This is a genomic window from Pseudocitrobacter cyperus (assembly GCF_039889165.1).
Lineage (GTDB): Bacteria > Pseudomonadota > Gammaproteobacteria > Enterobacterales > Enterobacteriaceae > Pseudocitrobacter > Pseudocitrobacter cyperus.
The window spans coordinates 231,047-243,927 of the sequence record NZ_JAYMYY010000005.1 but is presented as its reverse complement, the minus strand read 5'-3'; the positions used below and the strand labels follow the sequence as shown (position 1 = coordinate 243,927).

Genomic DNA, 12,881 nt, shown 5'->3' with positions numbered 1-12,881 from the left:
GGAACTGGGTGCCTGTATTGCTCACAAATGTAAATACCCTCTCCCTGAGGGAGAGGGGGAACATCGTTATTATTCGATAGAGACATTTTCGAAGTGATGTTTACCTAACGGATCAACCACATAGCCTTTGACTTCTTTACGCACCGGCTCGTATACGGTGGAGTGAGCGATGATCAGCGCCGGAGCCTGGTCATGCATCACTACCTGAGCCTGTTTGTAGAGTTCAATACGCTTGTTGTGATCGTCAGTCGCGCGGGCTGGCTGAATCAGATCTTCAAACGGCTTGTAGCACCATTTCGAGTAGTTAGAACCTTGCTCGGAAGCCGCGCAGCTAAACAGGGTTGCAAAGAAGTTATCCGGATCCCCATTGTCGCCAGTCCAGCCCATCATGACGGTCTGGTGCTCGCCATCTTTCGCACGTTTCAGGTACTCGCCCCACTCGTAGGTCACGATATTGGCTTTGACGCCGACTTTCGCCCAGTCAGCCTGAATCATCTCCGCCATACGGCGCGCGTTCGGGTTGTACGGGCGCTGTACCGGCATCGCCCACAGATCGATAGTGAAACCGTCCGCGTGGCCTGCTTCTTTCAGCAACGCTTTCGCTTTCTCTGGATCGTAGCTGTAGTCTTTAACGTCGTCGTTATAGCCCCACATGGTTGGCGGGATCAGGTTTTTCGCGGCCACGCCTGCGCCCTGATAAACGGCTTTAATGATCGCTTCTTTGTTCACCGCGTAGGTCAACGCCTGGCGAACTTTCACCTCATCGAGCGGTTTTTTCTGCACGTTATACGAGAGATAACCGACGTTCAGGCCCGCCTGCTCCATCAGGTTGATGTTTTTATCCTGCTTCATACGGGCAATGTCCGCCGGGTTCGGATACGGCATCACCTGACATTCGTTCTTCTGCAGTTTGGCGTAACGCACGGAGGCGTCAGGCGTGATGGAGAACACCAGGCGGTCGATCTGCGGTTTGGTGCCCCAGTAGCCCGGGAAGGCTTTGTAGAGAATACGGGAGTCTTTCTGGTACTGCTGCAACTGGAATGGGCCAGTACCGATTGGGTTCAGGTCTACTTTATCCGGCGTACCGGCTTTCAGCATATTGTCAGCATATTCTTTTGACAGAATAGAGGCGAAGTCCATTGCCAGGTCGGCAAGGAACGGCGCTTCCGGGCGAGTCAGCACGAACTGAACCGTGTGATCGTCCACTTTTTTCACTTCGCTAATCAGCTCCGGCAGGCCCATGCCTTCGAAGTATTCATAGCTGCCGCCAGAGATTTTATGGTACGGGTTTTGAGCGTTTTTCTGGCGATCAAATGAGAACACCACGTCGTCGGCATTAAAGTCGCGCGTCGGTTTGAAATCTTTGCTGTCATGCCACTTCACACCGCTACGCAGGTGGAAAGTGTAGGTTTTGCCATCTTCGCTGACATCCCACTTTTCAGCGAGGCCAGGAACGACTTCCGTGGTGCCAATTTTGAACTCCACCAGACGGTTATAGATTGGCACCGAGCTGGCATCATAGGTGGTTCCCGAGGTAAAGAGCTGTGGGTTAAAGCCTTCCGGCGAGCCTTCAGAACAATAAACCAGGGTTTTGGCCTGCACACCGGCAGCAACCGTCATCGCCACCAGGCTGAGACCAAGCTTCAGCATCCCTGACTTCTTCAAGGAAATACTCATTATTCTGCTCCAGGTTATGTGTGTTGTGTTGTTGTTATTCCGCCAGCCTTTATATGTTTTTTAACCGGTCTGGTCGGTGGTGCCCGAAGGCGTTACAGGGGATGGAGATTCCTTTCAGGTAAGCGTGAGAGTTGCAGCGCAGATCCTCCCTGAAATGCCCCTCGTGCCCTACAATCTGTCAACAGAATGTGAAAACGTCAATACACTCATCCGGGATTTACAACGAGGGTGAGAATTGGCAGGCAAAGATTAAAAAAACTCCAGTGCGGTATTTTCAGCAGAGAAATTTATGCTACTGGCTATAAGCCAGGGTTTTGTTCTTGATATTTTTCAGAGGTCAGTGATTAACGTTTAATCACATTATGAAAAAATAATGACAGAACGGTGATTATCTGAGCGATAAATACCGCGAACGTTAAAACGCACAGGGGAAAATGCTGAGGTTATCCATAAGCAACGAAAAAAAAGATCTGACTATGTATAAAAAAATGCAATGGAATAGGTCACAAAATGGCAAGGTGGTGGTGATTCAGATACGAAAAGGGGCTTATGTGTGATCGGCGCACGCTGTTGCCCTCACCCCGGCCCTCTCCCGCAGGGAGAGGGAGAAAACCGGCACTAAGCTTAAACATGTGCGCGATCGGTTCCCTCTCCCTCAGGGAGAGAGAGAAAACCGGCACGAACTTAAACACGCGTGCGATCGGTTCCCTCTCCCTCAGGGAGAGGGCCAGGGTGAGGGTTGCCTTCAAACACCAGACGCAAAAAGCCCGCTCATAGAGCGGGCTTTTCAAATTTGGTCGGTGATAGAGGATTCGAACCTCCGACCCCTTCGTCCCGAACGAAGTGCGCTACCAGGCTGCGCCAATCACCGAATGCGGGGCGCATCTTACTGCTGTGATGCACCCTCGTCAATCCCTTACCCTAAAAAAGCCATCCATTCGGCGAGAAAGTCGCCATCCCTGTTAATTCACGGCTTTCTTGCTGGCATCCGGGATGTGACACCAGTTGTTGTTCTCGTTAATACCGCCGTTTGGCGAGGTGTAACCGAGGCAACCCATAATGGTGTCATACAGTTCAACGTGACGACGTGGCACCTTCATATCCGCTTCCTTCTTCAACTGAGCAAAGGCCGCAGCATTGGACGGATTCTCCAGATATTTATCCGACATCCACACCATCATCGGTACGCGGAACTGCTCCGGCGGCGCCATATGACGCGGTGTACCGTGCAGGTGCTCGCGCTCTTCAATCGACTCACCGTGATCTGAGGCGTAGAACACAATCGCTTTTTTATCGCGCACCTGGTCAATAATGGTATCGATAAAGTGATCGACGTAGGTGATGGAGTTATCAAACGAGTTGATCATCAGGTCTTTTGGACACTTACGATCAACCGCATAACACTCCGGCCCCCATTTCGCGAAAGCACGCGGGTAACGCTGCGTATAGTTGTAGTGCGACCCTTTAGTATGCAACACAATCAGATGTTTACCCTGCGGGTTATCATCCAGCGAGCGCTGAACTTCGCTCGACAACAGCATGTCGTCGACGGCTTTACCCCGGTTGCGCGGCTCTGCGGCGATCTGCTCACGGTAGGCGATGTTATCCGCCATCGTGTTGGTATAGAACCACATCTCGCTCTGCATCGCATACAGGTCAGAGCTGAAACCTAACTGCTTAAGCACCGCAAACACGTTCTGCTCTTTCAGCGTGCGCTGCGGGTTATCTTCCGCCCCGCCCTGACGCACGAACATGCAGCGCAGGGAGAGCTTGGTCGCGGTGTCACAGGAGTAACCACGGTACATCACCAGATTCTTCTCTTTCGAGAGTTTCGGCGTGGTGTCACGTTCATACCCCAGCATGCCCATGTGATCCCAGCGGGTGGTTTCCCCGATGATGAAAATGACATAGGTATCGTCAAGATTTTGCGTCGGCGTATAGGTAAATTTCTTCACCGGATTCATCAGGGATTTGTTATCTGATGATTCATCCACCTGAGCAAAGGCATAAAGCCCCAGCGCAGAGAGCCAGTTCGACGGCAAATAGGAGTTCGCCAGTACGCCGCCATAGCTCGGCATGTCCACGCCCGCGATACGGTCATCACGCTTCTGGCGCATATCCAGAAAACGTACCGGCCCCCAGACCATCAAACCAGCCAGCAGTACCACCAGCACGCTGCGCCAGCGCAGTTCCGGCGTGCGAATCTGGCGCCACAGCGTCATGTTGCTGCCGTTAAACCAGATAAGGAACAGCGGGATGGCGCTGATCAGCACAACTGAAATAACCAGCGTCCAGCCAACCACCTCTTTCGAGAGGTCGATATCCGTGGTCATAACCGACGCGACAATACCGTAACCAATCATGACGTTCATGGTGGTCATGTAGTAACAGGCACCCGCGGAAATCAATACCAGTAGCGAAGCCAGCACCTGCCATACTCGCCTGCCGAGTAACGACATCACGCGCAGTAAGAAAAAGCAGATAAGAACAGCGGCAATCATCTCAACGATGGCCGCGACGCCTTTCCAGAAAGTGAGATCCTGAGCGTAACCTTCAAAGCGACGCAGGAACACGGAAGCATTCATAAACAGACCGATGTAAACAGCCAGCAGCCAGCACAGCGTCTGCTGAGACATCGTTTTTAAATATCGCATGCAAATAACCCTGAAAAAAGGGAACAACAGATCCAGCGCCGTTCCATCCTGGCAGCGCATCAGGCAATTGTGCGGGAGTAATAGAGTCCGTTCGGTACACGCGCGGCTAAGTAGACCACAGTAAGAGAGAAAAGTGGCAATGATGTGCGTTTTCGCTACAGATATTTACAAAAAAGCAAGTGCGGAAGCGGACGGTTGGGGGGTTAAAAAGGGCAAAAGAGGAGCATAGCTCCTCTTTTTTCGGACTTGCATTTAGTGAGCGTGTATCTGGCGCAGTGTTGGCTGGGCCGGCTGACGAATCGTCGTGGACAGCGCCAGCGAGATAATCAGCAGAGCGAAGATAACGCAGAAGGTCACGTAGAAGCCGCCGAACAGTGAGGCAATCAGCGAACCGCAGATGCTGCCGATACCGAAACCTAAGTAAATTACACCGTAGTTTTTCGCCAGATTGTTCAGGCCGAAGAACTCGCTGACCAGCGACGGGAACACGGTGATGGTGCCGCCAAAGTTAAAGGCGACGCAGGCAATTGCCGCGAAGAAGGTGGTCGCGTTGAGCGGTGCGAAGAGCAGCGCAGCCATGCCCACCAGCGAAATGACCTGACCGATAGTAATGACGCGGATACGGGAGATTTTATCAGACAAGATCCCCAGCACCAGACGGCCACTCAGGTTAGCGATAGAGATAATCGTTACCGCATTTGCCGCCGTGGCGATATCCAGATGTACCATGCCCTGAGCGATATCTTTCGCTACGCCAATCACGTACAGGCCGCTCATGCAGGCGGTCAGGAACATCACCGCCAGCATCCAGTACTGCGGTTTACGCATGGATTCCGCCAGGGTGAAGTCATTTTCAACCACGCCGTTAACGCTTTTCACTTCCTGCTGCGGCGCATCGGTCATAAGCATCGCGCCGAAGACAATCATCACCAGCACAATCGCGCCCCAAATCATGAAGGTTTTTTCCAGGCCGACCGTTTCCAGCAAATGGCTGTCGATGAATTTAAATCCGAGGCTACCTAAACCGTAAGAACCGATAGCAAAGGCGGAGATCAGCCCTTTACGTTCCGGGAACCACTTCACGCAGTTGGAGAGCGTCAGCAGGTAGCCCGCCCCATCGGCCAGGCCAACCAGTACGCCAGCACTCAGCCACAGCATCATCAGGCTGTTGGAGTGTGCGGTCAGGAAGAAGCCGACGCCGAGTAAAATCCCCGAGGCCATGGTGACGCGTTTCACGCCAAAACGTTCCTGCAATTTCCCGGCTACCGAGGAAGAGAGCGCCAGGCCAAGGCTTAATAAACCGAAGGAGAAAGCGACCTGGCTGACCGGTGCATCCAGCTTGCTGGAGAGCGAACTGTTAAACAGGCTCCAGGTATACACTGAACCGAGCGCGAACTGGGTAATGATAGTGCCGATAAGCGTCAGCCAGCGAGTATGGTTTTGAGTTGCAGCGTTCATGATGAAGATGCCTTCTTGAATTAACTGCGGCTACGATAACGAAACCCGCGTATTCAATGGGGGGAAAAGGCATGAAGTGCATTGAGGACGGAATGAAATGCACTGAGAGCGGAATGAATGGCATTGTGCCGGAATGTCATCCGGCACATCAAAAGCGCGCGCTTACGCCCATCGTATAAAGATAATTAGAACCGGCCGTCATGTTGTCAGCCTGCGAAAGCGAGGCATAGGCAGCGACATGCTGATTAAGCAACATGTCTGCGCCAAGCGTCACATCAACCCAGTTTCCTTCCTGATTAGTGCCCGGCATGCGGTTCAGGCCGGACTGGGCTTTCCACTGGTTTTCACCATATTGCTGGTTATAGCTCACCTGCGCCCATGGATGTACTCCCCACCAGGAACGCGAATCAACGCGCCAGCCCAACGTACTGATACTGGCATGCCACAGGGGATCGGTATAGCTGCCGACATCCCCCGAGTCGCTGAAGGCATTCCCCGGCGAGCCGTCATAGTTCCATGCCGCTATCGGCCCGGTGGTGAGACTCTCAGTCAAGGGTATATTCCAGCCTATACTCATCGATTTTGTGGTATCCAGCGCGGTCTCTTCCGGCGTCGTCATGGCCAGCCCCGGCTCATTGCTGGCCGCTTTAATCCGCTCCGCCAGAATGTCGTCATAGCGCGGTTGGTGATCGCTATCCCAGGTATAGCGTTCAGCAGTGCTACTTTGCGTGTCGGTTACGATATATTCTTGCTGCCAGGCTTGCGCCTGAGTCGTAAATAATAAGCAAATAAAGACAGGCGCAGTCAAAACGCCCGGCCCATAGCCAGTGCATTTCTTATCAATCATTCAAGCGACTCCAGAGTAGAGCCGAACCCGGCGATATTGTTATGTTTTTAGGGGTTGAAATCCCTTTATTAAATATTGTCTCTTTATTTCTGGCGTCAAGGTTGATTTGCAGGTTTTATTATCAGGCCAGAACACGCAAACAGGAGAAAGATATGCAGCGTTGTGGATGGGTCAGTCAGGATCCTCTCTATATCGACTATCACGACAAGGAGTGGGGAGTTGCCCAGAAAGAGGGGCAACAACTGTTTGAGATGATCTGTCTGGAAGGGCAACAGGCGGGGCTATCGTGGATAACCGTGCTGAAAAAACGGCAAAATTACCGGAACGCCTTCCATCAGTTTGACCCGCAGAAGGTTGCGGCGATGACCGAAGAAGATGTCGAACGGCTGGTGTTGGACGCCGGGATTATTCGCCATCGCGGCAAAATTCAGGCCATTATCGGCAACGCCCGTGCGTACCTGGCGATGGAAGCGAGCGGTGAATCATTTGTCGATTTCGTCTGGTCGTTTGTCAATAACACGCCAATCGTCACTCAGGCCACGGAACTGTCGATGATACCGACCTCCACGCCCGCGTCAGATGCCTTATCAAAAGCGCTGAAAAAACGTGGCTTTAAGTTCGTTGGCACGACGATTTGCTACTCCTTTATGCAGGCGTGCGGGTTGGTTAACGATCACGTGACGAGCTGCTTCTGCCACCCCGGAGACCAACATGATCGGCAAGTGGACAGCTAAATCCCTCGATCCGCTGCTGACGCTATGGCTGGAAAGCACCACCTTTGCGCATCCTTTTATCGATGAGCAGTACTGGCATGACAGCCTCGCCCTGGTGCGCGACGTCTACTTACCGGCGGCGGACACCTGGGTATGGGAAGAGGACGACGCGCTGCTGGGCTTTATCAGCGTGATGGATAACCAGTTTATCGGCGCGCTGTTCGTTGCCCCGCAGGCGCTACATCGCGGTATCGGCAGCGAACTGCTCAACCATGTGAAACAGCGCTACCCAGACTTAAGCCTGGAGGTCTACCAGAAGAACGATCGGGCGGTGAATTTCTACCATGCGCTCGGTTTTCGTATTGAAGACGGCGCATGGCAGGAAGATACAAAGCACCCAACCTGGATTATGCGTTGGCAGGCGGATCAAACGCCGTTAGCGTAAGCGCCGGCCCCCGATATTTCTCCACCCAGGCCAGTGCCGTATTACCCGCGCAGCCATTCCCCAGCCGCGAGCTGGGGAGGTCTTTGGTCAGCACGTTTACGGCACCGTTTTTACAGATGCCTTCAGCCTGGAGGTCAAGATCCGGCCACGCCCCTTCATGCAGGCAGATAACGCCAGGCTTAATTCCCGCGCTCACCACCGCACCGGCCAGCACCTGCCCACGATGGTTCCAGACGCGTACCAGATCGCCATCCTCAATATTTCTCGCCCGCGCATCATCCGGATGCAGGGTTAGCGGTTCACGCCCCGCCACCGCATACTGTTCACGCAGCGATGTATGATTAAGCTGGCTGTGCAGACGATGCGCCGGATGCGCAGAGAGCAACTGAAGCTGCTGCGGCTCGGCGTTGCCATGCCACTCATCCGGCTCCAGCCACGCGGGATGCGGCGGACAGTCGGCATAACCAAAACTGGCGATGCGCTCGGAATAAATTTCGATTTTTCCACTCGGCGTTTTCAACGGATTGACCTGCGGATCAGCACGGAAAGCGGCAAAACGAACAAACTGGCTATTTTGCTCGCTGGTTGGCATTTCAATGAGCTGGTTGGCCTGCCAGAAATCAGCAAACGGTGGCAGCGTTACCTGCTGGCTTGCACCTCGCTCTGCTGCAATACAATAGAAGGTTTCCAGCCATTGCAGGTCGTTTTTACCTTCGGTAAAGCGTTCACGCCCGCCCGCTTCCCAGCGTTCGCTCAGTTCAGCAAAAACGTCGAAATCATCCCGCGCTTCGCCCTGTGGCATCACCACCCGCTTCATGGGAACCAGATGCTGATTGCTGTAATCGCCGGTCATGGTGAGATCGTTGCGCTCGAAGGAGGTTGTGGCGGGCAGAACAATATCCGCATGCCGCGCCGCCGCCGTCCAGTTGCATTCAGAAATCACCACCAGTTCCGGGCGCTGCCAGGCACGGATTAAACGGTTGGTATCCTGATGATGGGTAAAGTTGGCGCCGCCCGCCCACCAGACAAAACGGATATCCGGAAAGTGCCTGTCCATTCCATTATGCTGATAGAGTGCGCCGGGGTTTTCCAGCGCCTCAACGATACGGGCAACGGGGATTTTATCCACCGCATCAGTTCCGCCCTTCACGGCCCCCTGCATCGACGCCAGCACCGCGGCGCGACGGGTCGGATTACCGCCGTTGGCAAAATGATAAGAGAGGCCAAAACCGCCGCCGGGTGTGCCGATCTGCCCTAACATGGCGGCAAGCGTGACCACCATCCAGTGCTTCTGCTCGCCAAACTGCTGACGTTGCATTCCCCAGCCCGCCATGAGCATGGTGGTATTTTCGTGGAACAATTGCGCCAATTCGCGAATTTTGTCGGCGCTCACACCGCAGATTGCCGCCGCCCACTCTGCGGTTTTCGGCTGCCCGTCACTCCCCAACAGATATGCCTCGAACCGGGCGTAGCCCGTCGTGCAACGGGCTAAAAACTCAGCGTCATGCCAGCCGTTTTCCACCAGTGTATGGGCAATTCCGAGCATCATCGCAACATCGGTACCCATATGCGGGGCGATCCACTCCATCGCATCGCCAAAAAATTCGACGGTTTCCGATCGCATCGGATCGATGCAGATCAGGCGTTTCCCGCTTTTGCGTAACTTATCGAAGAATGGAATGCCCTGTTCGTCCGAAGCGTTCCAGGCAATTTTCAGTGTATTCAGCGGGTTAGCGCTCCATAACACCACAACATCCGTATGCTCTAGCACCATCGGCCAACTGGTCTGCTGCTGATAAACTTCATTGCTGCCCACGACGTGCGGCATGATGGCCTGCGCCGCGCCGGTCGAGTAATCGCCAAGATGGCCGGTATAACCGCCAGCCAGGCTCATATAACGTTGCAGCAGCGTGGCCGCTTTGTGTAGCACCCCGTTCGAACGCCAGCCATAGGAACCCGCGAAAATCGACGACGGGCCATACGTCTCACGAATACGTTTGTGCTGCGCGTGGAGCAGATCCAGCGCCTCATCCCAGCTCACCCGCACAAATTCATCCTGCCCACGGATGCCCTGCGGCGCATCCGGTGACAGCAGATAACCTTTACGCACCATCGGGTACCGTACCCGCGTTTTGCTGTGCACCTGGTCGCGCACTGCGCTTTGCAAAGAGTTAACAAACGGGGTATCCAGCGCCCCGCGCGAGGAGAATACGGTTTCGCCGTCGGTCTCCACCAGCATGGGCCCCCAGTGGGCGGCGGTTAAGATTGTGTGTGTTTTCACTGAGTTGGCCAAAGCGTGCTCCTGAGTGTTCGATGCAGGTGTTGTGGCGATGGATTCACCATCACTCATTATTTTTTACATAAATCGGAGTTATGGATGGAATTTTCCGCTTATTTCCACGTCATAATCAACCGCCACGCTCGCTGTGGCAAAGAATAAAAAAGGATTAAGGAACTAAGATGAAAAAAAGCGTACTGATGATTGCCGCCGTCGTGAGCGGAGCGCTGGCCGTTTCTGGCTGTACCACCAACCCCTACACCGGTGAGCGCGAAGCGGGCAAATCCGGCATTGGAGCCGGTATCGGCTCTTTAGTGGGCGCGGGTGTTGGCGCACTCTCCTCTTCGAAGAAAGATCGCGGCAAAGGCGCGCTGATTGGCGCCGCAGCAGGGGCTGCCCTCGGCGGCGGCGTCGGTTACTACATGGACGTGCAGGAAGCGAAACTGCGCGAGAAAATGCAGGGAACGGGCGTTAGCGTGACGCGAAACGGCGATAACATCGTACTAAACATGCCGAGCAACGTGACCTTTGACAGCAGCAGCGCAACGTTGAAACCGGCAGGTGCGAATACCCTGACTGGCGTCGCAATGGTGCTGAAGGAGTATGAGAAAACAGCAGTGAACGTGATTGGTTACACCGACAGCACCGGGGGCCAGGATCTGAACATGCGTTTGTCTCAGCAACGTGCGGACTCCGTCGCCAGTTCCCTGATCACCCAGGGTGTTGCCGCAACCCGTATCCGCACAAGCGGCATGGGTCCGGCGAATCCTATCGCCAGCAACAGTACCGAAGCAGGCAAAGCGCAGAACCGTCGCGTCGAAATCACCTTAAGCCCTCTTCAGTAACAGAACGCCCGGTAACGCCATGTTTACCGGGCAAATCACTTGCTTAGCCAGATTTTCGCGCTAAGGTGTTCTCACTTTGCAAAGAGAGGCCCTTATGGCGAAATCAGCACGCCCGACGATTAGCGACGTCGCAAAAGCAGCAAAAACCGGTAAAACCAGCATCTCCCGTTACCTGAACGGTGAGAAACATCTGCTTTCCGATGCGCTACTGGCGCGGATTGAACACGCCATCGCCGAACTGGATTATCGCCCCAGCCTGATGGCGCGCAGCCTGAAACGTGGCCGCACGCGCCTGATAGGCCTGATTATCGCCGATATCACCAACCCTTACTCCGTTAACGTGCTAAGCGGTATCGAAGCCGCCTGCCGCGAGAAAGGCTTCACCCCACTGGTGTGTAATACCAACAACGAAGTCGATCAGGAGCAGCATTACCTCGACCTGCTGCGCAGCTATCAGGTGGAAGGGATTGTGGTGAACGCGGTTGGTATGCGCGAAGAAGCGCTTAATCGTCTGCAACAATCCTCGCTTCCGATGGTACTCATTGACCGCAAAATTCCTGATTTCGCCTGCGATGTGGTGGGGCTCGACAATACCCAGGCGGCCACCACCGCCACTGAGCATCTCATTGACCAGGGCTTCGAAGCGATTTTGTTTCTCAGCGAACCGCTCGGCACGGTCAACACCCGCCGCGAACGTCTTGCCGCGTTTAATGCGACGCTTGCGCGTTATCCCGGCGTGGTGTCTGAAAATGCCGAAGTCCCGCTGGCGGAAAATGCCCGGCTTGATAATACGCTGCGGGAGTTTCACACCCGCTACCGCGGCATGCGCAAAGCGATTATCTCCGCCAACGGCGCGCTTACCCTTCAGGTTGCCCGTTCACTCAAACGCATCGGTCTCAACTGGGGAAGCGATATCGGCCTGCTGGGCTTCGATGAACTCGAATGGGCGGAACTGGCGGGTGTTGGCATCACCACCTTAAAACAACCCACCTGGCAAATTGGCTTCGCGGCCGTCGAGCAGGTCGTTCGCCGTATCGAAGGCGGCAGTACCGCCATTCATGAACAGGTTTTCTCTGGCGAACTGATTATCAGGGGATCAACCTCCCGTTAACGATCCTTCGTGATGGCGATCATAAATTCAACATCCTGAGCTTTTCTTTGGAACCGGTTCCATCTAGCGTATTACTCATAAGATGACGCTGGAGTTCCCCATGAAAAGACAAATTATCGTCGTTACCGCCGCTTATGGACATGACCACGTCCGGGCCGCGGGTGGACAAGCGGCGATGCTGCCGATTATCGCGAAAGCGGGCGCAGACGGTGTCGAGATCCGCCGTGAAATGTTCAGCAATACCGAGCTGGACGCCCTGCCAGAACTGGCGCGCGAAATTGAAGCGCGAAAATTACTCGCCTGCTACTCCGCCCCGGAACCGCTGTTTCTCCCTGACGGTACCCTAAACCCTCACCTCCCCGCTCTGCTCGAAGAAGCCCGCACACTGAACGCCCTGTGGCTAAAAGTCTCTCTCGGCCATTTCGAGCGTAAAGCGCCGCTGGAAACCCTGCGTACCTGGCTTACTGTCAGCGGTATGGCGCTGGTGGTGGAAAATGATCAAACCGAATGCGGCCAGCTACCGCCAATGCAGCGTTTCAAGGCCGCCTGCCGTGTGCTCAGCCTTCCCGTGCGCCTGACTTTTGATATGGGCAACTGGCAGTGGGTAGGAAATTGCCCGCAGGAAGCCGCGCAGCAACTGGCACCGGCGGTGTGCTACATCCACGTAAAAGCGGCAGTACCACACCAGAACAGTTTCCGCGCCGTTCCGCCAGACCCGGCAAACAGCGATTGGCTGGACGTATTACGCGCCCTGCCCGCCGATGCGCCGCGCGGGATCGAGTTTCCACTGGAAGGCGACGACCTGACCGCGGTAACTCGCCGCTATGTCAATCTGTTACGCGAGGATTAAGCA

The 12,881-nt window shown here is 54.6% G+C and carries 10 protein-coding genes and 1 tRNA gene; 5 read left to right on the top strand and 6 right to left on the bottom strand.

Going from position 1 to position 12,881, the window contains the following annotated elements; genetic code table 11:
- Positions 1 to 69 precede the first annotated feature (69 nt).
- The 5 genes from dppA to VSR74_RS17005 all read right to left on the bottom strand — a co-directional run bounded on the left by dppA (position 70) and on the right by VSR74_RS17005 (position 6,636).
- On the bottom strand, positions 70 to 1,677 hold the full coding sequence (gene dppA / locus VSR74_RS17025) for a dipeptide ABC transporter periplasmic-binding protein DppA (RefSeq protein WP_347795807.1): 1,608 nt from the start codon (positions 1,675 to 1,677) through the stop codon (positions 70 to 72).
- Positions 1,678 to 2,471: 794 nt separating this feature from the next.
- A tRNA-Pro gene (locus VSR74_RS17020) sits at positions 2,472 to 2,548 on the bottom strand.
- A 91-nt stretch (positions 2,549 to 2,639) separates the two neighbouring features.
- Positions 2,640 to 4,331, bottom strand: a complete 1,692-nt coding sequence (gene eptB / locus VSR74_RS17015; protein ID WP_347795806.1) for a kdo(2)-lipid A phosphoethanolamine 7''-transferase — start codon at positions 4,329 to 4,331, stop codon at positions 2,640 to 2,642.
- 252 nt (positions 4,332 to 4,583) lie between these two features.
- A complete protein-coding gene (locus VSR74_RS17010) occupies positions 4,584 to 5,789 on the bottom strand; it encodes an L-lactate MFS transporter (RefSeq protein WP_347795805.1) in 1,206 nt (401 codons plus the stop codon).
- Positions 5,790 to 5,937: 148 nt separating this feature from the next.
- Positions 5,938 to 6,636 (bottom strand): autotransporter domain-containing protein, encoded by a 699-nt coding sequence (locus tag VSR74_RS17005; protein ID WP_347795804.1) that lies wholly within the window; start codon positions 6,634 to 6,636, stop codon positions 5,938 to 5,940.
- A 152-nt stretch (positions 6,637 to 6,788) separates the two neighbouring features.
- Here VSR74_RS17005 and tag point away from each other — a divergent pair, with 152 nt between their 5' ends.
- Together tag and VSR74_RS16995 are read left to right on the top strand one after the other, a co-directional pair.
- Positions 6,789 to 7,370 carry a DNA-3-methyladenine glycosylase I gene (gene tag, locus VSR74_RS17000; RefSeq protein WP_347795803.1) on the top strand — a complete coding sequence of 194 codons (582 nt, stop codon included), beginning with the start codon at positions 6,789 to 6,791 and terminating at the stop codon, positions 7,368 to 7,370.
- On the top strand, positions 7,348 to 7,794 hold the full coding sequence (locus VSR74_RS16995) for an N-acetyltransferase (protein WP_347795802.1): 447 nt from the start codon (positions 7,348 to 7,350) through the stop codon (positions 7,792 to 7,794). Before tag ends, VSR74_RS16995 begins: the two co-directional genes overlap by 23 nt.
- Here VSR74_RS16995 and VSR74_RS16990 read toward each other — a convergent pair.
- A complete protein-coding gene (locus tag VSR74_RS16990; protein WP_347795801.1) occupies positions 7,757 to 10,087 on the bottom strand; it encodes a molybdopterin guanine dinucleotide-containing S/N-oxide reductase in 2,331 nt (776 codons plus the stop codon). The two genes, VSR74_RS16995 and VSR74_RS16990, sit on opposite strands and share 38 nt — an antisense overlap.
- 167 nt (positions 10,088 to 10,254) lie before the next feature.
- Between VSR74_RS16990 and VSR74_RS16985 the strand changes: the two genes are divergently transcribed.
- From VSR74_RS16985 to VSR74_RS16975, 3 genes are all read left to right on the top strand, one after another.
- Positions 10,255 to 10,917 carry an OmpA family lipoprotein gene (locus tag VSR74_RS16985; RefSeq protein WP_347795800.1) on the top strand — a complete coding sequence of 221 codons (663 nt, stop codon included), beginning with the start codon at positions 10,255 to 10,257 and terminating at the stop codon, positions 10,915 to 10,917.
- Between the two features lie 94 nt (positions 10,918 to 11,011).
- Complete coding sequence (locus tag VSR74_RS16980) at positions 11,012 to 12,028, top strand: LacI family DNA-binding transcriptional regulator (RefSeq protein WP_347795799.1); 1,017 nt, start codon at positions 11,012 to 11,014, stop codon at positions 12,026 to 12,028.
- Between the two features lie 100 nt (positions 12,029 to 12,128).
- Positions 12,129 to 12,878, top strand: coding sequence for a sugar phosphate isomerase/epimerase family protein (locus VSR74_RS16975; protein ID WP_347795798.1), 750 nt, complete (start codon positions 12,129 to 12,131; stop codon positions 12,876 to 12,878).
- Positions 12,879 to 12,881: the final 3 nt, after the last annotated feature.

Coding starts and splice junctions, on each gene's coding strand:
- dppA (WP_347795807.1), bottom strand. CDS start 1,677: ATGAGTATTTCCTTGAAGAAGTCAGGGATGCTGAAGCTTGGTCTCAGC.
- eptB (WP_347795806.1), bottom strand. CDS start 4,331: ATGCGATATTTAAAAACGATGTCTCAGCAGACGCTGTGCTGGCTGCTG.
- VSR74_RS17010 (WP_347795805.1), bottom strand. CDS start 5,789: ATGAACGCTGCAACTCAAAACCATACTCGCTGGCTGACGCTTATCGGC.
- VSR74_RS17005 (WP_347795804.1), bottom strand. CDS start 6,636: ATGATTGATAAGAAATGCACTGGCTATGGGCCGGGCGTTTTGACTGCG.
- tag (WP_347795803.1), top strand. CDS start 6,789: ATGCAGCGTTGTGGATGGGTCAGTCAGGATCCTCTCTATATCGACTAT.
- VSR74_RS16995 (WP_347795802.1), top strand. CDS start 7,348: ATGATCGGCAAGTGGACAGCTAAATCCCTCGATCCGCTGCTGACGCTA.
- VSR74_RS16985 (WP_347795800.1), top strand. CDS start 10,255: ATGAAAAAAAGCGTACTGATGATTGCCGCCGTCGTGAGCGGAGCGCTG.
- VSR74_RS16980 (WP_347795799.1), top strand. CDS start 11,012: ATGGCGAAATCAGCACGCCCGACGATTAGCGACGTCGCAAAAGCAGCA.
- VSR74_RS16975 (WP_347795798.1), top strand. CDS start 12,129: ATGAAAAGACAAATTATCGTCGTTACCGCCGCTTATGGACATGACCAC.